This window comes from Bradyrhizobium sp. USDA 4502 (assembly GCF_054063355.1).
Genome location: NZ_JBSSGF010000001.1, coordinates 8,916,648 through 8,939,170 on the forward strand (window position 1 = coordinate 8,916,648; position 22,523 = coordinate 8,939,170).

Genomic DNA, 22,523 nt, shown 5'->3' on the forward strand with positions numbered 1-22,523 from the left:
AATTCGCCAAAGCGATCACTGGCTTAGGCACAGTTCCGCTTGAGCAGGTGTCGACCGCTGACCGGCTCGTATCGGCCGGGATCAGGGCGCTTTTACGGCGGGGGTCCCCACCACGGAATCATACAATAGGGCTGCCACGCCAGCAACGATGGCTACGTCGGCGAGGTTGAAGATGTACCAATTGAAGGTTTTTCCCCCGATCTCGGCATGAAGCAGGGCAAAATCGACCACCGCGCCATAGGCGAAACGGTCGATGCCGTTCCCGATGGCACCGCCGATGATCAGGCCGAGCGACACCGTCGCGAGCCAGGTCCGCGACCGCGCCATCCAGATCGCCAGCGCGATCACGGCCGCGGCCTTGATCACCATCAGCAGGATCTGGGCCGCCGGGGTCTCGCTCTGGAACCAGCCGAAACTGATCCCTGGATTCCAGGCCAGCACCAGGTCGAAGAACGGCGTCACCCGCACCGGGGCGTGATGCACGATGTCGAGGACATGGAGCAGCCAGAGCTTGGAGGCCTGGTCGGCGATCAGGGTGATCACCGCCGCAAGCACACCGGCGCGAACGGGCGAGCTCAAGCCGAGACCTCCAGCGCCTTCCATTCGCGCAGCGCTTGCGCGTCGCGCGGCGAGACGTCGGGATATTCGGGGTCCTCGCCCACCGTCGGCAGAATCTTCCACGAACGGGCGCATTTGGTGCCGACCGCCTTCTCGACCACGACAGCAACTCCAGGCACGGCATCGAGGCGGAAGGCTGTGGCCGGCGCCTCGCCCTTGCGCACCTCATAGTTCGAAGTGATGCAGACTTCGGCGAGATCGATGTCGAACAGCGTGGCCAGCATCTCCCTGTCGGCGACGTAGATCACCGGCGATGCCTCGAGCGAGGAGCCGATCCGCTTGGCGGCGCGTTCGAGCTCGAGCGCGCCGGTGACGACGCGGCGGACGTTGCGGACCGTTTCCCACTTCGCGGCAAGCGCGTCGTCGCGGAACTGCTCGAGACCTTCAGGGAACAACGTGAGATGCACCGAAGGCTCGGCGTTCGGCCGATACATCCGCCAGGCTTCGTCGGTGGTGAAGCTGAGGATCGGCGCCAGCCATTTCAGTATCGCGTCGCAGAGCAGATCGATCGTGGTCAGCGCCGCCTTGCGCGCCACCGAGGACGGCGGATCGCAATACAGCGTGTCCTTGCGGATGTCGAAGTAGAACGCCGACAGCTCGGAGTTCATGAAGGCCGCGAGGCTTGCGACCACGGTCTTGTAGTCGAAGTCGGCATAGGCCTTGCGGATGGTCTCGGTGTGGCCGGCGAGCTCGTGCAGCATCAGCCGCTCGAGCTCGGGCATCTCGGCAAAGGCGACCTTCTCGCTCGGCTTGAAATGATGCAGCGTGCCGAGCATCCAGCGGATCGAGTTGCGTAGCTTGCGATAGGTCTCGATGGTGTTCTTGAGGATCTCCGGGCCGATGCGCTGGTCGTCGGCATAGTCGGTGGCGCACACCCACAGGCGCAGGATATCCGCGCCGGAATCCTTGATCACCTTCTGCGGTTCGACGGTGTTGCCGAGCGACTTCGACATCTTGCGGCCGTTCTCGTCGAGCGTGAAGCCGTGGGTCAGCACGATGTCATAAGGCGCGCGGCCGCGCGTGCCGGCGCTTTCCAAGAGCGACGAGTGGAACCAGCCGCGATGCTGGTCGCTGCCTTCGAGATACATCACGGTGTCGTTGCCGCCATCGACCTTGCGGACGATGTTGCCGAGCTGCGGGAAGTTCTGGCGGTCTTCCAGCACGAAGGCATGCGTGGAGCCGGAATCGAACCAGACGTCGCAGATGTCGTCGACCTTCTTCCAGTTCTCGGACGCGCGGGACCCGAGGAAGCGCTCGCGGGCGCCGTCCATGTACCAGGCGTCGGCGCCTTCCTCCATAAACGCTTCGGTGATGCGCTGGTTGACCACCTCGTCCTGCAGGATCTCGGCCGAGCCGTCGCTGTTCTCGCGCACGAACACGGCGATCGGCACGCCCCAGGCGCGCTGCCGCGAGATCACCCAGTCGGGGCGATTTTCAATCATGCCGTTGATGCGATTGCGGCCCGCTTCAGGAACCCACTTCGTTTCACCGATAGCAATTAGTGCTCGGTTTCGAATCGTGTCCAAAACAGGTTCGTCATCAACAAAGTCTACGTCGTCGACCCGCGATGCCGGAAGTTCAGGAAGGAGTTTCGCTGTGATAGGCTTATCCATCGCGATAAACCATTGCGGTGTGTTGCGAAAGATCACCGGCTTCTTGGAACGCCAGGAATGCGGATACTGGTGCTTGAGGCGGCCGCGCGCGAGCAGCCTGCCGGCCTCGATCAGCGCCTTGATCACGGCCTCGTTGGCATCGCCCTTCTCGCCCTTGTCGTTGAGCACGCGTTTGCCGGTGAAGCCCGGCGCCTGTGCGGTGTAGGCGCCGTTCTCGTCGACCGTATACGGGATCGCGGTCGGGATGCCGCGCGCATCGAGCTCGCGGGTGTTGGCCGTCCAGACGTCGAAGTCCTCGCGGCCGTGGCTCGGCGCGGTGTGCACGAAGCCGGTGCCGGTGTCGTCGGTGACATGCTCGCCGGCGAGCAGCGGCACGATGAATTCGTAGCCGCCACCGAAGCCGCGCAGCGGATGGGCGCATTCCACCGCGTCCAGCGTGTCGCCGGGAATATCGCGGACCTTCTCATAGGACGTGACGCGGGCCTGCTTGAACACCTCGGCGGCAAGTGCGTCGGCCAGGATCAGGAGATCGCCGGTCTTGGCCCAATTGTCCGCCGGCGCGTCCGTCACCTTGTAGAGGCCATAGGCGATCTTCGGCGAGAACGAAATGGCGCGGTTGCCGGGCAGCGTCCACGGCGTGGTGGTCCAGATCACGACCGAGGCATTGGCCAGCGCGCCATGCGCCGGCGAGGTGACCGGGAATTTCACCCACACCATGTCGGAGGTGTAGTCCTCGTATTCGACCTCGGCTTCGGCAAGCGCGGTCTTCTCGACCACGCTCCACATCACCGGCTTCGAGCCGCGATAGAGCGTGCCGTTGGCGGCGAACTTCATCAGCTCGCGGGCGATCTGGGCCTCGGCCGGATAGCTCATCGTCTGGTAGGGATGGTCCCAGTCGCCGATGATGCCGAGCCGCTTGAACTCCTCGCGCTGCACGTTGATCCAGTGCGTCGCATAGGCACGGCATTCCTTGCGGAACGCGACCATCGCCGCCGAGTCGCGGAAATCGGGCTTCTGCTTGCCCTTGGAGCGGTAGTTCTCCTCCTCGATCTTCCATTCGATCGGCAGGCCGTGGCAGTCCCAGCCCGGCACGTAGTTGGAGTCGAAGCCGAGCATCTGCTGGCTCTTGGTCACGACGTCCTTGAGGATCTTGTTCAGCGCGTGCCCGATATGGATGTTGCCGTTGGCGTAGGGCGGGCCGTCATGCAGCACGAATTTGGCGCGGCCCTCGGCTTCCCGGCGGAGCTTGTCGTAGAGGCCGATGTCGTTCCAGTATTTCAGGATTTCCGGCTCGCGCTGGGGCAGGCCGGCGCGCATCGGGAAATCCGTCTGCGGCAGGTAAAGGGTCTTGGAATAGTCCCTAACGTCAGTCTTTTGGGCGTCGATCTTTTGCGGCTTGTCGGACATGAAAGCTCTGATTTGGCAGGTGCGGGCGCGGATACGCGATCAATCGCGGGTGAAACGGCGAAGTCCCGGTCTTGCGCCGAGCCTTCAGGCTCAGGCGGAAGCCGGGCCGCTAATCCGTATGATGCGCCGCGAAAACATGGGGTTTCCATAGCAGCCGGACGGGGAAATCGCAAAGCCCCCGGTGGCTCGCAGGGCCGCGCATGGCGCGGTTCAGGCCGGCCGTGCCCGGGCCGGATTTCCCGCCACGATCGCGCCGGGGGCGACGTTCCGTGTGACCACGCTGCCGGCCCCGACCAGGGCGCCGTCGCCGATCGTGATGCCGGGCAGAATGATGGCCCCCCCGCCGATCCAGACGTCGCTGCCGATCCGGATCGGGCGGCCGAATTCCAGCCCGGCGCGGCGGGTTTCGGCATCGCGCGGGTGGTCGGCGGTATAGATCTGCACCGCGGGTCCGATCTGGGTCCGATCGCCGATCGCGACCTCGACGACGTCGAGGATGACGCAATTGAAGTTGAGGAACACGCCGTCGCCGAGGCTGATATTGCTGCCGTAATCGCAGAAGAACGGCGGGCGGATCACGGCATCCCTGCCGACCTTGCGGAAGCGCTCGCCGAGCAGCGCGTGCAACTCGGCCGCGGACGATGCGCCCGACGCATTGTAGCGTGCCATCCATTGTTCCGCCGCTGTATGCTCGGCGGCGAGCTCTGCATCCGGGCGATACAGCTCGCCCGCCAGCATTTTTTGCTTTTCAGTCCGGTTCAACCAATCACTCCGAGCTGCGGGAACGCGTCGGGCGCCGCGGCCAGCACCGCGCGCGCCTTGGCGCTGTCGTCATCCATCTGGCGTATCAACGCCTCGATGGTGTCGAATTTCAGCTCTTCGCGAATGAAACCGATGAATGCGACATCAAGGACCGCGTCGTACAGATCGCCCTTGAAGTCGAACAGGAACACCTCGAGCAGCGGCGCGCCGTTGTCGAAGGTCGGCCGGCGCCCGAAGCTTGCGACACCGTCGAACCGTTGCGAGCCCTTGCCGACCCGCACCGCGTAGATGCCGTGCTTCAAGCCGCAATGCTTGTCGAGGCGGATATTGGCGGTGGGGTAACCGAGATCTCGGCCGCGCTTCTCGCCGTGGACCACCTTGCCGGTGACGAACCACGGTCCGCCCAGCATCGTGGTCGCATCCGCGATCTCGCCCTCGGCGAGCGCCATGCGGATGGCACTGGAGGAAACCGGACGTTCCTCGATGTCGACATGGGCCTGCACATCGACCTCGATGCCGAGCCGCGGCGCTTCGCTGACCAGGAGGCTCGGGGAGCCCACCCGGCCCTTGCCGAAATGGAAGTCGTAACCGACTGCGATCCCGCTGATGCCGAGCCGGCCGATCAGGTCATGGTGAATGAAATCCTGTGCCGAGGTCCCGGCGCGCGCCTTGTCGAACGTCATCACGACGGCACCGGCGAGCCCGGTGGCCGCGAGCAGCCGCAGCTTGTTGGTCTCGTCCGTGAGACGGAATTGCGGGGTGTTCGGGCTGAAGAAGCTGCGCGGATGCGGCTCGAAGGTCACGGCAAGCGCGGGCACGCCGCGTGCTCTGCCCATCGCAAGCGCCGCGCCGATCACGGCGCGGTGACCGAGATGGACGCCATCGAAATTCCCCATCGCGACCACGGCGCCTTTCGGAATGGCGCTTGCGGGGGTGTTGTCGCGGATAACGGTAAAGCCGGTGCTCATGAGCGGTATTCTTCAAGGATTCTTAAGCATGATTGGTGCGGGCCGGACCGTGACGCGGCGGCGGCGTGGAAGTCAAGGCTAACGAAAATCGCGTCAAATCCGTAACAATCCGGATTCAGCCGGTTAACGCGCTGTTTAACGGCTGCTGTTAGTCGTTGGCGGAAAGCTGCGTTTGTGCAGAAGCCAAGTTGCGTTTGTGTTTTGGGGGGAAAGATGGCGGTTGATTTGTCCATGCCGGTTCTGGTGGTTGATGATTACAGCACCATGATCCGCATCATCCGGAATCTTCTCAAGCAGCTTGGATTTGAAAATATCGACGATGCCTCCGACGGCTCCGCAGCGCTGAACAAGATGCGCGGCAAGAAGTATGGCCTGGTGATTTCCGACTGGAACATGGAGCCGATGACCGGCTACGACCTGCTCAAGGAAGTCCGCGCCGATCCCAACCTCGCGACCACGCCCTTCATCATGATCACGGCGGAATCCAAGACCGAGAACGTGATCGCGGCCAAGAAGGCCGGCGTGAACAACTACATCGTCAAGCCGTTCAATGCGGCCACGCTGAAGACCAAGATCGAGGCGGTGTTCCCGGACATGGCCACCGCGTAACACGCCCGTCCATCCCATCGATTGAAATTCACGTCATGCCCGGGCTTGTCCCGGGCATTTGCATTTGATCACGCTTCCCTTCACCCCGCCCCGCTTGCGGGACGAAGGGGGCGGCATGATTTCGGAATATTAGAAGAATATCGCTGAGTTGCCCGACGTGTCAAGGCGCCTGGTCGACAGGCGCCTGGTCGAACACCGGGCGCCATGGGCTACTTTGCATGGGGTTGTTTTCGATATTTTGGCAGCGCGCCCCTTTACCTCGCCCCGCTTGCGGGGAGAGGTCGGATTGCATCGAGAGATGCAATCCGGGTGAGGGGGTACAGGTCTCTCGGCATCCAGCGCTTGGGGAGGCAGCCCCTCACCCCAACCCTCCAAGAGCGAGCTTTGCTCGTCTCGACGCCGCACAAGAGCGGGGCGAGGGAGTCCGACGACTTTTTGGCTACCACTTCAGCTCGCGCATCAGCGCGCGCGGCGGATGGCCGAACAATTCCTTGATCGAGGCTGCATCGAGCTGCTCGATGCCCTCGAACTCTTCGGAATGGATGCCGCGGGTGACGAACAACAGATCGATGCCGAAGCCAAGGGCGCCGGTGAGATCGGTGCGCACGGAATCGCCGATCGCGAGCACCCGGCTGAGCTCGGTCGGACGCCCGCGGCGCTCGGCGGCCAGAGCCATGGCGCGCTCATAGATCGGCCGGTGCGGCTTGCCGTAGAAGATCACCTCGCCGCCGAGCTCGCGATAGAGTTCGGCGACCGCGCCGGCGCAGTAGATCAGCCGGTCGCCGCGCTCGACCACGATATCGGGATTGGCGCAGACCAGCGTGAGCTTGCGCTCGAGCGCCTTCAGCAGCGTGTCGCGATAATCTTCGGCCGACTCGGTCTCGTCGTCGAACAGGCCGGTGCAGATGATGTAGTCGGCCTGCTCCAGCGGCACCAGCGTGGCGTCGAGGCCGCGGTGGATCGAGCTGTCGCGCTCCGGGCCGATCCAGAAGATCTTCTGGCCCGGATGATCGGCCACGAAGTGGCGCGTCAGGTCACCCGAGGAGACGATCGCATCATAGGTCTCGTCGGCGACGCCGAGCTTGCGCAGTTGTCGCTGCACGGAATCGGCCGGCCGCGGCGCGTTGGTGATCAGGATGACCGTGCCGCCCTGCTGGCGGAAGGTGTGCAGGGCCTCGCAGGCCTCGGGAAAGGACTCGAGCCCGTTGTGCACGACGCCCCAGATATCCGACAGCACCACATCGACGCCGCCGACGAGGTCGCGCAGCTGCTCCACGAAACGCAGTGAGGTCATGATGCGAATTGCCGGCTAATTTGGACCGAGGGCGCGGCGCGCCAGCGCGGCGCTGCCGGTTGCGCGCGGCGGAGCTGCGGGGCTGGAGACAGGGGCTGAAGTGCTGGCGCCATTAAGATCCTGGGGGTTGGTCTGTGGAGTCTCGGCGGTAGCAGATGCCCCCTCCGGCCGCAACGGCCGCGGCGGCGCGAACAGGAACCCCTGGCCGAACCGGACATCGTAGTCGAGCAGGTCGACCACCGAGCGTTCGCCCTCGATCCGTTCGGCGATCAGGTCGATGCCGTAGCGGCCGAGCAGGTCGGACAGATCCGAAGGATGGATATCGGTGCTCGCGATCTGCTTGGCGTCAAGCAGCAGCGCCGCCGGCACCTTGATGAAGCGGACGCCGCGATCGGCGAGCTCGCGCGGCTCGAGGCGAAGGTCGCTGACATGGTCGATCGAGAACCGGTAACCGCGCTGCGCCAGCGCCGCGAGGTTCTCGCTCTCGGTCGGGCCGAGATTGCGGAAGGTCGCCTGCTTGAACTCGAGCACGAAGGACGGCGCCAGCGCGCGGTTGGCCTCGAGGAAGTCGAGACACTGGGTGAAATGCGCCGGGTTTGACAGCGTCGCCGCCGAGACGTTGCAGAACACGCCGACATCCTTGCTGCGGATCATCAGGCGGCGCAGCACCTGGACGCAGCGAAGCATCACCATGTGATCGATGCGGCCGATCAGGCCGCCGGCCTCGGCCGCCTCGATGAAATCCTCGGCGGCCAGCACCTGGTCGCGCTCGTCGCGCAGCCGCGTCACCGCCTCGTAGTAGCGCACCTTGCGCTGCGGCAGCGTCACCATCGGCTGCAGGTAGATGTCGAGGCGGTTCTCGTCGATGGCCTGCTTGATCGCGCCGATCAGCTGGGTCTGGCTGCGCGAGACCTCCGGCGGAGCCGCAGGTGGCGGCGGAGGCGCAACCACGACGGTCGGCGCCGGCGCAACCCGTTGCAACACATCGTCGCGCGGGGACGCGACCGGCTGCACCGCCGGAGCCGCCGCCAGCAGGTCCTCGTGATGGGCGACGGATGCCGCAAGCTGCCGCACCAGTCCGCCGAGCTCGCTGATCTCGCCGGCCATGCCCTGCATCCGGTCGGCGCCAGAGGAGTTGGCCGAGGCGACGCGGCCTTCGACCGCGGCCAGCCGGCGGCCGAACTCGGCGACCTGGCGGGCAAGGTCGGCGGTGCCGCGCGACAGATCCGCGATCTGGCCGCCGACGTCGCTGCGGTCACGCAGCCGCATCGAGACCGCATTGTAGAGGATCAGGCAGGTGAGGGCGGCGAGCGCCACGATCGCCGATTCCGATCCGCTGATGCCTGCCACCGAATACAGCACGAAGCCGAGCGAGGCTGCGACCAGCACCATGCAGATGGCGATGAAGATCGTCGAAATGCGAATCATGTCGCGCGCCCGCGCCCTCTGTCCGAACGTCCCCGGACCGCGACCTTAGCACCATTGTTGATTCGACGGGCCAGCGATCTTCGGAACCGGCTGGAACTGCACACGATTTTCGCTTCGCCCGGATCGGGCTCCGCAAATCGCCGGAGCCGGCGGCGGCACGCCGGTCAGAGGTCCGCGGCAGCGATCCAGAACACCTCGCCCTCGGAGTCCTCGGTGTCGAGCCAGAGCAGCGGCAGGTTCGGGTAGGCGGCCTCGAGATTGCCGCGGCCGCGGCCGATCTCGCAGAGCAGGCCGCCCTGCGGGGTCAGATGTTGCCTCGCCTCATCGAGCAGGCGACGTACGATGTCGAGCCCGTCAGCGCCGCCGTCGAACGCGATCTTCGGCTCGGCACGACACTCACGCGGCAGCGCCGCCATGCCTTCGGCGTCGACATAGGGCGGGTTCGAGATGATGAGATCGTATCTGTTGTCGCCGAGCGGCTTGAACAGGTCGCCGCGATGCAGCGTCAGGCGATGGTCGAGGCCGTGATCGGCGACGTTGCGCGCGGCGACCTCGAGCGCGTCCTTTGAAATATCGACGGCATCGACCGCGGCGTTGGGGAAATGCCGGGCCGCCAGGATCGCAAGGCAACCGGAGCCGGTGCAGAGGTCGAGCACGCGTTCGACCTCTTCGGGATCGCCGATCAGCGAGGTGCCGTCCTCGTCGCCGCCGAAATGCGAATCCAGCAATTCGCCGACGAAGGAGCGCGGCACGATGGTGCGCTCGTCGACATAGAACGGCAGGCCGCGCATATAGACCTTGTTGACGAGATAGGCGGCCGGCTTCCGCGTCGCGATCCGGCGCTCGATCAGGTCGAGGATCTGCTTGCCCTCGGCAATCGTGACGCGCGCGGTGGCAAAGTTCTCGAACTGGTCGGGATGCAGGTGCAGCGTTTCGCAGATCAGGAACGCGGCCTCGGCCACCGGATCGGTGGTGCCGTGCGCGAACACGAGCTTGGCCGCGTTGAAGCGGCTCACGGCATAGCGCAGGAAATCGAACAGGGTGTGCAGCTCGCCGGCGCCGACTTTCGGCGCTTTCGGCACGGCGAGGCTGCGTTTGGCCGGCACTTTGCTGCGCTTGGCCATCAGGATTTGGTCCAGCGCGCGGCGGCCGCGTCGTCATGGCCCTGCGCCTCGATCCAGCTCGCGCCGCGCGTGCTTTCCTCGCGCTTCCAGAACGGTGCGCTGGTCTTCAGATAGTCCATCAGGAACTCGGCGGCCTCGAACGCGGCCTGCCGGTGCGCCGAGGCGGTCACGACCAGCACGATGTTCTCGCCCGGCGCGATGCGGCCGAAGCGATGGATGATGGTGAGGCCCTGCAACGGCCAGCGCGACAGCGCCTCGTCGGCGTGGCGTCCAATCTCTGCTTCCGCCATGCCCGGATAATGTTCGAGCGTCAGCGCCGCGATCGGCTCGCCCTGTTCGTTGCCGCGGCAGATGCCGCTGAAGCTGACGACCGCGCCGACATCGGTGCGGCCTCGGCTCAAGGCCGCGATCTCCTGCGCGACGTCGAAGTCGGCTTGCTGGATACGAATGGTCGCTGCAACGGTCATGTGGACTTCTTTGCTTGACGCGTTTTCTTCACGCGAACCGGTACCCACTTCGCTCGAAAACGCTATCCTACCCGCCGGTCATCGGCGGAAAGAACGCGATCTCGCGGGCGCCGGAGATCGCCGCGTCCGATTTGACATGGGCGTGGTCGATCGCGGCGCGGATCACCGTCGGCTTCTCGAAGGCATAGGCATAGGCGTCATCGCGCGCGGCAAGCCATCCGATCAGCTCGCCGACGGTGCGCACCTCGGCCGGCGGCTCGACGATCTCTTCGGCCTTGCCGATGCGTTCACGCACCCAGGCGAAATATTTCAGCTTCATCCCTCATCCTCCTTGATGAGGTGATGGATGCCGGCACGGAAGTAATCCCAGCCGGTGTAGATCGTGAAGATCGCCGACATCCAGAGCAACACGATGCCGATCAAGGTGGTGGCAGGGAAGACCTGCTCGCCCGCTTCGCCGGCAATCAGAAAGCCGATCGCTACCAGCTGGATCGTCGTCTTCCATTTCGCCAGCTTGGTGACGGGAACGCTGACCCTGAGCCCTGCGAGATATTCGCGCAGGCCCGAGACCAGGATCTCGCGGCACAGGATCACGATCGCCGCCCACAGCGTCCAGCCATGGATCGAATTGTCGGCGGCCAGCATCAAGAGGCTGGAGGCGACCAGGAGTTTGTCGGCGATCGGATCGAGCATCCGGCCGAAGGCGGACTGCTGGTCCCAGATCCGGGCATAATAGCCGTCGAGATAGTCGGTGACCCCCGCCGCGATGAACACGGCCAGCGCCACCCAGCGCAGCCACAACGGGCCGTCCAGGATCGATTGCCAGTAGACGCAGCCGATCACCACCGGGATCGCGGCGATCCGGGCGTAGGTCAGGATATTCGGGAGGGACATGGTCTTGGTCTGTCCCCGGGTCGTGGCGATGTTCATCCGTTCTACCAATACCGCTGAAGCGAGAAGGTCAACCGTGCGGACGCGTCAAGCGCGACCAGATTGCGCTTCATCGTCATAGCGCCTTAGCCCGTTGTTTAAGCATGATCTTTTCGGATAACTGCCTCACACTTTTCCGCATCATGCCCTAGATGCCCTGTCGCAGGCGACGCCCTGATGACTCGCCTTTGGTTTAACCCGGCTGGGCGTGGAAAAACTCGAAAATCTTGCGGGCGCTCTCGGCGCTGACGCCGGGAACCTTGCCGAGGTCGGCGATCGAGGCCCGCTCGATCTCCTTGAGCGTTCCGAAGTGGTGCAGCAAGGCACGCTTGCGGGACGGGCCGATGCCCGGGATCTCCTGCAGGCCGGCCTCGCGGATGTCCTTCTTGCGCAGCTTGCGGTGCGAGCCGATCACGAAGCGATGGGCCTCGTCGCGCAGCCGCTGGATGAAATAGAGCACCGGGTCCCGCGGCTCCAGCTTGATGGCCTCGCGGTCGGGCATGAACAGGGTTTCGCGCCCGGCATCGCGCTCCGGACCCTTGGCAACTGCCATCAACGAGACCTCGGTCAGCCCGAGATTCTGGAAGATCTCCCGGACCGCGTTGAGCTGGCCGCGGCCGCCGTCGATGATGACGAGGTCGGGCCATTGCGGGAACGAATCGTCATCCGCTTTCGTCTTGGCTGCGGCCTCGCCCTCCGGCGGCTTCAGCAACCGCTTGAAGCGGCGTTCCAGCACCTCGCGCATCATTCCGTAATCGTCGCCCGGCGTCAGCCCTTCGGACTTGATGTTGAACTTGCGGTACTGGTTCTTCATGAACCCGTCGGGTCCCGCCACGATCATCGCGCCGACCGCGTTGGTGCCCTGGATGTGGCTGTTGTCGTAGACCTCGATCCGCTTGGGTCTGTGCGGCAGGCCGAGCGTGCTGACCATGCCCTCCAGCAGCCGGCTTTGCGTCGCGGTATCGGCGAGCTTGCGGCCGAGCGCCTCGCGCGCGTTGGTGAGGGCGTGGCCGATCAGCTCCTTCTTCTCGCCGCGCTTCGGCACGGTGACCTCGACCTTGGATCCGGCCTTGACCGACAGCGCGTCGGCGAGTAACGCGCTTTCCTCGATCTCGTGCGAGAGCAGGATCAGCTTCGGCGGCGGCTTGTCGTCGTAGAATTGCGCGAGGAACGAGGACAGCACCTCCTCGGGCGTGAAGCTCTTCTCGGCCTTCGGGAAATAGGCGCGGTTGCCCCAGTTCTGGCCGGTGCGGAAGAAGAACACCTCGACGCAGGAGTAGCCGCCCTCCTGGTGGATTGCGAACACATCGGCCTCTTCGACCGTGCGCGGATTGATGCCCTGCTGCGACTGGATCGCCGACAGCGCCGCGAGACGGTCGCGGTACAGCGCCGCGGTTTCGAACTCGAGCTCGCCGGAGGCCTTCTCCATCTCGGCCGCGAGCAGCTCCTTCACGGCGTGGCTGCGGCCGGAGAGGAATTCGGTCGCCTCGCGCACCAGTTCGCTATAGCCGGGGAAGTCGATCTCGCGCGTGCAGGGACCGGCGCAGCGCTTGATCTGATAGAGCAGGCAGGGCCGGCTGCGGCTTTCGAAGAAGCCGTCGGTGCAGGAACGAATCAGGAACGCGCGCTGCAGCGCCGTGATGGTGCGGTTGACCGCGCCTGCGTTGGCGAACGGGCCGAAATAGCGCCCGGGCCGCGACTGCGCGCCGCGATGCTTGAGGATCTGCGGCGCCCAATGGTCGCCGGTGATCAGAATATAGGGAAACGACTTGTCGTCGCGCAGCTGCACATTGAAGCGCGGACGGAGCTGCTTGATCAGATTGGCTTCGAGCAGCAGCGCCTCGGTCTCGGTCATGGTCGAGACGATCTCGACCTGCGTGGTCGCCGCGATCATACGCAGGATGCGCGCCGGCAGCGGCGCGTTGGCCCGCGCATAGGACGACAGCCGCTTTTTGACGTTCTTCGCCTTGCCGACATAGAGCACGTCGTTGGCGGCGTTGAGCATGCGATAGACGCCGGGCGAGGTCGGGGCGAGGCGGACCGCGTTCTCGATCGCGGCATGTCCGACCGAGAGCGTGCCCTCGGCGACCGCCTCGGCGGCGTCCTCCGAAGCCTCGGGCAGGCGTGCCTCGTCGTCCTCCTCGGCGGCGGAGGTTTCGGGATCGACGTCGCTTGTATCGAGCGCCAGATCGTCCTGTGGCAGGTCGGACTTTGAACCGCGCCGTGGCTTGGGGTCAGCCTTGGAGTCAACCTTGGGGGCCGGCGTCGGGCGCTCGGGAGAATCGTGAACCATGGGCCGTAAACTAAGTGCTTGGGCGACCGGTCGCCAGCGCTGACGGCACCAACAAAAAGCACCTCGATTGCAGGAGGTTACCGGGGCCCCGCGCGCATGCGGGAGGGGTGTGTAACACCTTGTTAAGACTGATGAGCGGGCCGGTAACCGGGCTTAACAGCCCTTTAACTTAAAACTCTCGATAAACCTTAGCGAAAAAAGTGGAATTCCGTAACCACGCCGGCCCTGGCCGGCGGGCTGCGGCAGTTGCGTTCTGGAGAGTACCAATGCCCCGGTTTGTTGCGCGTGCGCTGGCACTGATCGTTGCAGGCTGGACGACCTCGGCGGCGTCGGCCGATCTCAACTACGGATCGCCCTATACCGTCTATCAGCCGCTCAATGCCTATAGCTGGGCCGGCCCCTATCTCGGCGGCAATGTCGGCTATGGCTGGGGCTCGGTGGAGAACAACCCGACCAAGCCGTCCGGTTTCGTCGGCGGTGTACAGGCCGGCTACAACTTCCAGAACGGCTCCCCCTGGGTGTTCGGTATCGAGGCCGATATCCAGGGCACCACAGCCGACGACCGGTTCGCGCCGTGGAAGTTCTCCAACCCGTGGTTCGGCACGGTGCGCGGCCGCGCCGGCTATGCGGTCAACAACGTGCTGTTCTACGCGACCGGCGGTCTCGCCTTCGGCGAACTGCGCGGCGAGACGTTCGGCATCACGGAGAGCCACACCAATGCGGGCTTCACCGTCGGTGCCGGCGCCGAAATGGGCTTTGCCCCGCACTGGAGCGCCAAGATCGAGTATCTCTACGTCGACCTTGCCAACAGCAATTTCACGATCACCGGTGGCGTGTCGAACGGCTACAGCTTCAGCCTGGTTCGCGCCGGCATCAACTATCACTTCTGAGAACAAGAAACGTCGACCATTAACTCCCGGCCGCGCCGTGCACGGCCGGGTTTTTCTTTGTGTTGATGATCTCAACGTCGCGCACGGCCGTGTACACGCCGCGGCGTGCGCGAATCCAATCGGTGGGCCGCACGTGTGGGATATGCGGCTCCGCCGGTCGCGTCCGCATCATGCAGGTGGTCATCCAGCGAGCGCCAGCCACGCGCTCGGCAGCCAACTCACACGCAACGCCTCATTCGGTGTTCATTCCGAGCCGCGCATCGCGAGCGCTCGTCATGAGACCACCAGGTTGACCGCCTTCGGGCCCTTGCCCTTCTTGTCGGGCTCAACCTCGAACGTAATGCGTTGTCCTTCAGTCAGGTCCTTCAATCCTGCACGCTCGACAGCTGTGATGTGAACGAACACATCGCGGCCGCCATCATCAGGCTTGATGAAGCCGTAGCCACGCTCTCCGTTGAAGAACTTGACTGTCCCAGTCATGGCCATCGGGAAACTCCTCCCCCGTATTGCTCCACCGCTACGCGCACGCCGCGTAGCGGTTGACCGACATTCGCTTGTCGGAAGCTTGGCCACCTGAACAGGCCGGCGTCACGCCGCCGGTCTGCCTGGATTTATTTCGGCCTTGTCACTCCGCCGCAACCATTCGCGGAAGCGGAACGTAAAGCCAGTCGTAACAGGATGAGCATAATACGGTTCCGCGCAAATTGCCTATGCTCAAAATTGAACTTTTCAGTAGGAGGTTGTCGATCATGGTTTAGGCGTCTCGAGTCTGAAGCGTCCCGCGCCGCCTTGACCGAGCGGCTTCTCGAGTTCGGGCAGGATGATCTTCAACTCATTCGCCAGCGTCCACGGCGGATTCACCAGCAAAAGCCCTGTGGAAACGAGGCCTGCGCCTGCTTCTTGCGGTGCCACACTGAATTCCAATCGCAGGCATTTGCCGGCGGCCCGGCTGCTTGCTGCTGCAGCAGCCACACTGCGCGTTAGCTCATCGGTGGCTCTCCGGGTTTTTACGGGGTACCACAAAAGATACGAGCCGGTCGGCCACTTCGCGTACGCTTCCGTGAAAGCACTGGCCAGCCGCTCGAACTCGTCCTTCGCTTCGAACGGCGGATCGATCAGCACCAGGCCGCGCCGTTCGTTCGGCGGCACGAATGCGGGCAGCGCCATCCAGCCGTCGAGATCGACGACGCGCGCTTGCGCGTCGCGTCGCAGCGCGTCGATCAGTTGTTTGCGCGCCGTCGGTTCGATCTCGCAGGCGGTGAGGCGATCTTGCGGACGCAGCAGCGCCCGCGCGATCAACGGCGAACCAGGATAGGCTTTCAGCTCGCCTTTCGGATTGAATGCTCTGACGATGTCGAGATAGGGCGCGATCAGCGGCAATGCCTGGTCGGAGAGCCGCGCCTGCATCAGCCGCGCGATGCCGGTGAGCCATTCGCCGCCGCGCTGCGCTTCGCTCGACGTCAAATCATAGAGACCGGCGCCGGCATGGGTGTCGATGACGCGGAACGGCGCCGGCTTGTCCTGCAGATAGGTGAGCATGCGCACCAGCACGATGTGCTTGATGACGTCGGCAAAGCTGCCGGCATGAAAGGCGTGACGGTAGTTCATGTGATGATCGTGCTGCGCTCCCAAAGGGTGCGCATGTTGTACTCGTCATGCCCGGGCTTGTCCCGGCCTTCGCTAAAGCTTCGGCGGGGGTAACGTCCGAGCTCGGCGAAGCCTTGGCGTAGCCGGCTCCCGGGCATCTGCGCCTTATCTTGCTTGTTTCGCGATGGCGCAGGTGGCCGGGACATGCTGCGCGACGACGCGCAGCGCGGGTCTGCCGGCCATGACCCAGAGTTTCAGCCGCCGCGAACCGGCGGCATCAGCACCTGATCGCGGCGGCAGGCGCGGCGGTCGATTTCCTCGCAGGAGCGGAATTGCAGATCCTTGCTGAGGCAGATCCGCACCTCGCTGAGCCGCTTGCTGTCGCAGGTCACCGAGATCGCGGAGTTGCTGAGGCCCGGATTGACCTTGATGAATGCCGTCTCCAGCTCGTCGGGCGCGACCGTCTTCGGCTCCGACAATTGCAGGAATTCCTCGGGGATCTTCACCGTGGCGCGGGCCTTGCGGATGGCTTCGAAATAGGCGCGCTCGCCGAGACCGGAGCAGGTGCCGTGCTTGTCCCACTCGTTGTAGATCAGCCCGGGCGCCGGCATCAGGTCGAGCATCGAGCTCATGATGCTGCGGGCGAGTCGCGGCGAGGGCCGCTGGCAGTATTCCGGAAAGCCCCGCTCATATTGCGGCCACAGGCCGTGCACCACGAAGGAATAGGGCCGTCCGCCGCATTGCGCCTGCGTGCCGCGGCCGTTGTTGCCGCGCTCGCTCGCCGCCTCGCAGAACGAGGGCGACCACGACAGCGACAGCACATAGAAATCGAACTCACCGGGCGCATTCTGGCGGCGATCCTGGGCCGACGCCCCGACCGCACCGCACAGAATAATGGCAACCGAAATCAAAAATCGGGAAATCGTGTCCAACCGAGGCATCAAACGCTCCCTCACTCGACCGCCCAGAGCCTAGCAGGCTGCGAGAACATTTCAAGAACAAAAAGCCGCCGTCCAAATGGCGGCGGCTCCTGCTTTAGCAATCTGGTCGGAGATCAGGGCCGCGCGGCCTTGCAGGACGGGTTATAGGTCCAGTTGCGGTCGAGCCCCGCGACGCACCATTCGACGCCCTGATTGATGCTGGCAAAGCCGCCGTCCTCGATGATCGAATAGTGCACCTTGCGCACTTTGCCGTCGCTCAGCATCGCCTCGCCCGTGCAATAACGGCGCGGGATATTGTCGGACTGCCAGGGGCGGAAGGCGGTTTCGTGAATCCCGTTGAAGCCGGTGATCACGAGCGGCGAATTCCAGAAGGTGGCTTCCTTTTCCTGGAATTGCGTGCTGATGACCGTCAGGGCCTTCTCGCATGGGGCCACATTGCCGTCATAGCGCGGGCCGGACAGCCAGAAGTTCATTTCGAGCGGATTGGCGGCCTGGGCCGTACCCCCGAAAGCCAGCAGGCCGACCACGAGTGCGGCGCCGAGGCCGAGCTTGCGGCCGAGTTTATTGCGGGAGTTGAACAGGTTGCGCATGGGAATCCACCCGATTATCCGATGCCGCGGACGGTGCCGCGAAGCCCCGGCAAGGTCAAGTGCAGGGCGGCAACACCTGCGGAGAAGTCCACTTTGGGGAGCCGGCTCGTTCTTTTCACGGTCGCCGGCGCACTCTATGTTGGCTCGAAGCGAAATGGAGTCTGCGATGCGAAGGAAATTGGCCGCGTGCCTGGTTGCCGTTTGCGGGATGCTGGCCGTTGTGCCGGCGCGGGCGGATTGGATGCAGCCGGTACCGCCGTTCAAGGGCAATGATACCGGCGGTATCATCGCCTATACGCTGGCGACCCAGAGCGACGCCCGGCAACTCGCAGTCGATCACTGCGCCTCCTACGGCAAGGTGGTTAAGTTCCTTGCGATGCAGAACTATCCGGGCGGCTACATCTCTTTCGCCTGTCGCTGGGTGCCCTATGGCGCAGCCCAGAGGCCGCTGCGCACGCTCTACTGAGCGCGCACCGGATCTTTCGATCGTTCAGCCGGGAGCCGACCGCATGACCCGACAGCTTGCCTTGCTTGGTTCGGCTGTGTGCCTTGTCCTGTCCGCTGGCGCCGCAAGTGCCGTCGACCTGCCGATCCGCAAGGCCGGTCTGTGGGAGATGAAGATGGTGCGCACCGGCGGGCCGATGCCCGAAATCACCATGCAGCACTGCACCGACGAGACCACCGACAAGGAGATGAGCGCGGCGGCCTCGCCGATGGCCAAGGAAGTCTGCTCGAAGCAGGATATCCAGAAGACCGCGACCGGCTATGTCAGCGACAGCGTCTGCAGCGTCGCCGGCATGACGATGCAGAGCCATGCCGAGATCGTCGGCGATTTTAATTCCGCCTACACGGTGAAGAGCACCTCCCATGCCGAGGGCGGCGCGGCCGGCTCGCGCGACACCACGATGACCATCGAGGCGAAATGGCTCGGCGCCTGCAAGAGCGACCAGAAGGCCGGCGACATCATCATGCCCGGCGGCATGAAGATGAACGTCAAGGACATGGAAAAGCTGAAGGGCCTCCTGCCCAAGCAGAAGTAGCGCGCAGCGCATCCGGCTGTTGCCGCGCGCCTGAATGCATCGCCTCGCACGCTGAGAGGCGGCGCCGCTTGCCGCACCATCATTTCGAGTAGCTCGCGACGAAAATGCGGAGCAAACCTTGCGCTGACGCGATGCGCAATCCATCCGATCCTTCCCGTCACCCCCAGGGCTATCGCATATGCCCCTTGGCGACCGCGCAAGTGCTTGGCCTCGTGGTTCGAGACGCGCCGCAAGCGGCGCTCCTCACCATGAGGGTCTACTATTGTGCCGCAGAACAAGACCTCATCCTGAGAGTCTGACTCATAAATCACCCAACCTTAGCTGCAGCCGCGAGTCTGCGGGTCAGGAGCCTGATGTGTGCAATCAGCAGCCAGGCAGCTTCGGTTGCCACCGTCGCCTCGAAGTCCTTGGCGAGGCGGCGGCATCTGCCGAACCAAGCGAATGTGCGTTCAACCACCCACCGCCTCGGCAGAAGCTGGAAGCCTTTGACGCCTTGAGGCCGCTCGACGATCTCGACAGTCCATGGACCGCAGTCTGAGAGCGCGTCGAGGAGTTGATTTCCGCGGTAGATCCGGTCGGCAAAGACGTGGCGCAGCCGGGGGAAGTTCATCCGCACGTTCTTCAGCAGCGGTACGGCGCCATGGCAGTCCTGAACGTTGGCCGGATGAACATGAACCCCGAGGAGGAGGCCATTGGTATCCGTCACGATATGCCGCTTGCGGCCGTAGATGCGCTTGCCTGCATCGTAGCCGCGCGGTCCGCCAGCTTGGGTGGTCGGCGCACTTTGACTGTCGATCACGGCTGCCGTCGGCTTCGGTGTCCGTCCAAGCTTTTTTCGCGCCCGTCGGACAAGCACGCTGACAATCCTCTGCCACCGGCCTGTATCCCGCCATCTATAAAAATAGCCCTGCACCGTCGAATAGGGCGGGAACTCCTGCGGCAACGCCCGCCACTGGCAGCCGGTCGAAACGATATAGAGGATCGCTTCGATCACACGACGCAGCTCCGTCTTACGCGGCCGGCCGCGCCGGTTCGCTCGCGGCAACAGGCGTCTGATCAGCGCCCACTCCGCATCGGTCATATCGCTTGCATAACGCAGATCGTCCCGCCGATATTGCTCCCGAGTGATCTTGGTCCAGGGCATCGTGCTCTCCCTCGAATCTTTGCAAATCCGATGGAATCACACCCCACTGAGATCACTCACCCATTTTTCAGTCAGGCTCTGAGGAGCCCGCCGAAGGCGGGCGTCTCGAAGGATGGCCACGAGCACGCCGCCACGAAATGCGATAGCCTTTGCGCGGAGATGACGGTTCACCGCGTTCGTGCGCTCCTTGGCGCGCGATGACGTCGACGGGATGCAACATCATTGAATGATCGCCGCGTGCTCCCGCGTTCGAGACTCTCTGCGAGAGACGACGCGCATCGCATTCGTCGTGTCGAAAGCCTGACCCGCCAACATGTCGTTTTGAATCGTTCCAGTGATGCGCATCTTGAACCACTCCAGTGTTGCGCTTCGTTGCTGCTTCCATCGATTCTATTTTGCGCGTGTGGAATTTCGATCATCCCGCCGATAGAAGTCCGCCCCAATCGATGTCGGCCTTGTCGCAAACGCGACTCGATCGATGTCGGCGTAAGGCAATGTGGGGATTTGTTCGGTGGGAATGGCTTCGTTGCGGAGCAAGCGCGGCTTGCTCGCATCAACGGCTGCGATCAATGCGGCGCTACTCGGTTCGGTCATACTTGTGCCAATGGGTGCAGACGTCGCCAGCGCTCAGGCGCAGACAAGTCCTCCGCAGAGCAATGTCAGCGAACTTCCCGCAGTGACGGTGGATGAACCTGGCGCCGCAAGGAAGCGCGGTGCCGTCGTTTCAAGCCAGAACACCAGGACTTCGCGCGCGGTCGCGGCGAACCGGCGCCGCAGTGCCGCGGCGCCCGCCCGGAGCCAGGCTCCGCGGTCGCAAGGCACAGGAGGCGCGATCGGTACGACCACGGGGTACGTCGCAACCGCGAGCACGGCCGGCACCAAGACCAGCACAGCGCTGATCGAAACGCCGCAGTCGCTTTCGGTCGTGACGCAAAAGGAGCTAAGGGATCGCAACGTTCAGACGCTCAAGGACGCCGTCAGCTACACGCCCGGCGTGACGACCACGGCGTTCGGCTATGATCCAAGGTTCGATAGTTTCTACATCCGTGGCTTCGACGCGACCTATACAGGGATCTATCGCGACGGCCTGCGCCAGGGCGGCGGCAACTTCGCAATTCCCAAGATCGAACCTTACGGTCTCGACAGCGTGTCGATCCTCCGCGGACCAGCCTCGGGCCTCTATGGCCTCGGCTCTCCGGGAGGCATCGTGGATGTCACGACCAAGCGGCCGCCGTTGACGGCATTCGGTGAGGTGCAGCTGCAGGGCGGCACCTACGACCGTTACCAGGGCAGTTTCGATGTCGGTGGTCCGGTGCCCGGCAGCGATCAGCTGCACTACCGGCTGACGGGCCTGCTTCGCGACGCAAAGACCTGGTACCCCGGCAACGACGACGATCGCGCCTATATCGCGCCGGCGCTGACCTGGCGGCCGGACGCCGACACGTCCTTCACCATCCTCAGCGAATATCAAAAGAGCCGAACCGCCGCCAGCATCGGCAATTTCCGCACGCCTGACGGACAGTTGACCAACATCTATTCGAATGATCCGGCGTTCAGCGCGATGGATCAGAAGCAATATCGCATCGGCTACGCGTTCGAGCATAATGTCGACGACGTGTGGACGGTGCGGCAGAACTTCCGCTTCTACCAGGTCGACGTCGACGCGAAATACACCCAGATCGATTCAATCGACAGCAGCACCAATCTGGCGTCGCGGTCCGCGTGGCGGATCCTGGACAGCTTCAACACGGTGACGCTCGACAATCAGGCCGAGGCCAAGTTCATGCTCGGCGCGATCAAGAATACCGTGCTGTTGGGCGTCGACTACGGTCACTCCTACTACAACGACAAGATCGGTTACGGCCCGGCGCCCGATCTCAATCTCCTGACCATGAACTACGGCGCCCAGGCCATCGCGACGCCGGCATTCTCGATCTTCAACAAGCAGTCGACCGACGAGGTCGGTGTCTATGCGCAGGAGCAGGCCAAGCTCGGAGGCTTTATTCTGACGCTCAACGGCCGCCAGAGCTGGGTGTCGCAGACCACGACCGCGGGTCTCGACGGCGTGCCGTCAACGCAGAAGGCGACCGCCTTCACGGGCCGTGCGGGCCTGAGCTACGTCTTCGACAACGGCATTGCGCCCTATATCAGCTACGCGACGGCATTCGCCCCGCAGGTCGGCGTCGACGCATCCGGATTGCCGTTCAGGCCGACCACCGGCGAGCAGAAGGAAGTGGGCATCAAGTACCAGATGCCGAACGTTCCGGTGCTGTTGACCGCCGCGGTGTTCGACATCACGCAGGACAATGTGCTGCGTACCGATCCGAACAACATGGCATTCCAGGCAGCGACCGGGCAGGTCGAATCCAAGGGTGTGGAGCTCGAGGCGAAGCTCGCGCTCAAGCAGGGATTTGATCTCACCGCCGCCTACACCCATCTCAACGTCGTGATCACGCAGGGCAATCCCGATACGACCGGCAATGAGCTCTCCGGCATTCCGAGGAATTCCTTCGCCGCCTTCGGCAAGTATACGTTCCAGTCCGGCGTGCCCGTCGAAGGCCTCGGGCTTGGTCTCGGCGTGCGTTATATCGGCACGAACTTCGGTAACGACCAGAACACGTTCCAGAACGCTGCGACGACGTTGTTCGATGCGGTGATCGATTACGATCTGGGCAAGCTGGACCGGCGCTTCCTCGGCGCCACGATGCGCGTCAACGCGACCAATCTGTTCGACACGCACTACCAGACCTGCCAGTCCGGTTACTGTTATGCCGGCGAACGGCGGCAGGTCATCGGCACCTTGTCCTACCGCTGGTAG

21 protein-coding genes are annotated in these 22,523 nt (G+C 63.9%); 5 read left to right on the forward strand and 16 right to left on the reverse strand.

Features of this window, described 5'->3' with window-relative positions; genetic code table 11:
• Nucleotides 1–81 precede the first annotated feature (81 nt).
• From lspA to ACVW1B_RS41640, 4 genes are all read right to left on the reverse strand, one after another.
• Nucleotides 82–603, reverse strand: a complete 522-nt coding sequence (gene lspA, locus ACVW1B_RS41625; protein WP_456777616.1) for a signal peptidase II — start codon at nucleotides 601–603, stop codon at nucleotides 82–84.
• A complete protein-coding gene (gene ileS, locus ACVW1B_RS41630) occupies nucleotides 576–3,638 on the reverse strand; it encodes an isoleucine--tRNA ligase (protein WP_456777615.1) in 3,063 nt (1,020 codons plus the stop codon). Before ileS ends, lspA begins: the two co-directional genes overlap by 28 nt.
• Before the next feature lie 210 nt (nucleotides 3,639–3,848).
• Nucleotides 3,849–4,400 carry a sugar O-acetyltransferase gene (locus ACVW1B_RS41635; RefSeq protein WP_168856566.1) on the reverse strand — a complete coding sequence of 184 codons (552 nt, stop codon included), beginning with the start codon at nucleotides 4,398–4,400 and terminating at the stop codon, nucleotides 3,849–3,851.
• Entirely contained in the window at nucleotides 4,397–5,368 is a 972-nt protein-coding gene (locus ACVW1B_RS41640) for a bifunctional riboflavin kinase/FAD synthetase (protein ID WP_310879661.1), read from the reverse strand. The genes ACVW1B_RS41635 and ACVW1B_RS41640 overlap by 4 nt, the downstream gene beginning before the upstream one ends.
• Before the next feature lie 213 nt (nucleotides 5,369–5,581).
• Between ACVW1B_RS41640 and ACVW1B_RS41645 the strand changes: the two genes are divergently transcribed.
• The gene (locus ACVW1B_RS41645; protein WP_016844467.1) at nucleotides 5,582–5,977 is read left to right on the forward strand and encodes a response regulator; all 396 of its coding nucleotides are present in this window, start codon (nucleotides 5,582–5,584) and stop codon (nucleotides 5,975–5,977) included.
• A gap of 439 nt (nucleotides 5,978–6,416) precedes the next feature.
• Here ACVW1B_RS41645 and ACVW1B_RS41650 read toward each other — a convergent pair whose 3' ends face one another.
• The 7 genes from ACVW1B_RS41650 to uvrC all read right to left on the reverse strand — a co-directional run bounded on the left by ACVW1B_RS41650 (nucleotide 6,417) and on the right by uvrC (nucleotide 13,513).
• Nucleotides 6,417–7,271, reverse strand: coding sequence for a TIGR01459 family HAD-type hydrolase (locus tag ACVW1B_RS41650; RefSeq protein ID WP_456777613.1), 855 nt, complete (start codon nucleotides 7,269–7,271; stop codon nucleotides 6,417–6,419).
• 15 nt (nucleotides 7,272–7,286) lie between these two features.
• Complete coding sequence (locus ACVW1B_RS41655) at nucleotides 7,287–8,699, reverse strand: EAL domain-containing protein (RefSeq protein ID WP_456822957.1); 1,413 nt, start codon at nucleotides 8,697–8,699, stop codon at nucleotides 7,287–7,289.
• Between the two features lie 164 nt (nucleotides 8,700–8,863).
• Nucleotides 8,864–9,823: a 50S ribosomal protein L3 N(5)-glutamine methyltransferase gene (prmB, locus tag ACVW1B_RS41660; RefSeq protein WP_456777611.1), complete on the reverse strand. Its 960-nt coding sequence runs from the start codon at nucleotides 9,821–9,823 to the stop codon at nucleotides 8,864–8,866.
• Nucleotides 9,823–10,290 (reverse strand): molybdenum cofactor biosynthesis protein MoaE, encoded by a 468-nt coding sequence (locus tag ACVW1B_RS41665; protein WP_456777610.1) that lies wholly within the window; start codon nucleotides 10,288–10,290, stop codon nucleotides 9,823–9,825. Before ACVW1B_RS41665 ends, prmB begins: the two co-directional genes overlap by 1 nt.
• A gap of 67 nt (nucleotides 10,291–10,357) precedes the next feature.
• Entirely contained in the window at nucleotides 10,358–10,609 is a 252-nt protein-coding gene (gene moaD / locus ACVW1B_RS41670; RefSeq protein ID WP_310879665.1) for a molybdopterin converting factor subunit 1, read from the reverse strand.
• Nucleotides 10,606–11,220, reverse strand: coding sequence for a CDP-diacylglycerol--glycerol-3-phosphate 3-phosphatidyltransferase (pgsA, locus tag ACVW1B_RS41675; RefSeq protein ID WP_028333075.1), 615 nt, complete (start codon nucleotides 11,218–11,220; stop codon nucleotides 10,606–10,608). The genes moaD and pgsA overlap by 4 nt, the downstream gene beginning before the upstream one ends.
• 193 nt (nucleotides 11,221–11,413) lie before the next feature.
• On the reverse strand, nucleotides 11,414–13,513 hold the full coding sequence (gene uvrC, locus ACVW1B_RS41680; RefSeq protein WP_456777608.1) for an excinuclease ABC subunit UvrC: 2,100 nt from the start codon (nucleotides 13,511–13,513) through the stop codon (nucleotides 11,414–11,416).
• A 266-nt stretch (nucleotides 13,514–13,779) separates the two neighbouring features.
• On the opposite strand from uvrC, the gene ACVW1B_RS41685 reads away from it, so the two are divergent.
• Entirely contained in the window at nucleotides 13,780–14,403 is a 624-nt protein-coding gene (locus tag ACVW1B_RS41685) for an outer membrane protein (protein WP_253604218.1), read from the forward strand.
• Between the two features lie 273 nt (nucleotides 14,404–14,676).
• Here the strand turns inward: ACVW1B_RS41685 and ACVW1B_RS41690 are convergent, their stop codons facing one another.
• The 4 genes from ACVW1B_RS41690 to ACVW1B_RS41705 form a co-directional block, all read right to left on the reverse strand.
• Nucleotides 14,677–14,889 (reverse strand): cold-shock protein, encoded by a 213-nt coding sequence (locus tag ACVW1B_RS41690; RefSeq protein ID WP_016844477.1) that lies wholly within the window; start codon nucleotides 14,887–14,889, stop codon nucleotides 14,677–14,679.
• 261 nt (nucleotides 14,890–15,150) lie between these two features.
• Nucleotides 15,151–16,011: a 23S rRNA (adenine(2030)-N(6))-methyltransferase RlmJ gene (locus tag ACVW1B_RS41695; protein WP_456822958.1), complete on the reverse strand. Its 861-nt coding sequence runs from the start codon at nucleotides 16,009–16,011 to the stop codon at nucleotides 15,151–15,153.
• Nucleotides 16,012–16,244: 233 nt separating this feature from the next.
• Entirely contained in the window at nucleotides 16,245–16,931 is a 687-nt protein-coding gene (locus tag ACVW1B_RS41700; RefSeq protein ID WP_057016621.1) for a ribonuclease T2 family protein, read from the reverse strand.
• Nucleotides 16,932–17,044: 113 nt separating this feature from the next.
• Nucleotides 17,045–17,521, reverse strand: coding sequence for a hypothetical protein (locus ACVW1B_RS41705; RefSeq protein WP_057016620.1), 477 nt, complete (start codon nucleotides 17,519–17,521; stop codon nucleotides 17,045–17,047).
• Nucleotides 17,522–17,687: 166 nt separating this feature from the next.
• Here ACVW1B_RS41705 and ACVW1B_RS41710 point away from each other — a divergent pair, with 166 nt between their 5' ends.
• A complete protein-coding gene (locus ACVW1B_RS41710) occupies nucleotides 17,688–17,987 on the forward strand; it encodes a hypothetical protein (protein WP_028341043.1) in 300 nt (99 codons plus the stop codon).
• A 43-nt stretch (nucleotides 17,988–18,030) separates the two neighbouring features.
• Nucleotides 18,031–18,561 carry a DUF3617 domain-containing protein gene (locus ACVW1B_RS41715; RefSeq protein WP_018269802.1) on the forward strand — a complete coding sequence of 177 codons (531 nt, stop codon included), beginning with the start codon at nucleotides 18,031–18,033 and terminating at the stop codon, nucleotides 18,559–18,561.
• Nucleotides 18,562–18,868: 307 nt separating this feature from the next.
• Here ACVW1B_RS41715 and ACVW1B_RS41720 read toward each other — a convergent pair whose 3' ends face one another.
• Entirely contained in the window at nucleotides 18,869–19,705 is an 837-nt protein-coding gene (locus ACVW1B_RS41720; protein WP_225164260.1) for an IS5 family transposase, read from the reverse strand.
• A gap of 682 nt (nucleotides 19,706–20,387) precedes the next feature.
• Between ACVW1B_RS41720 and ACVW1B_RS41725 the strand changes: the two genes are divergently transcribed.
• Complete coding sequence (locus ACVW1B_RS41725) at nucleotides 20,388–22,523, forward strand: TonB-dependent siderophore receptor (protein WP_456777607.1); 2,136 nt, start codon at nucleotides 20,388–20,390, stop codon at nucleotides 22,521–22,523.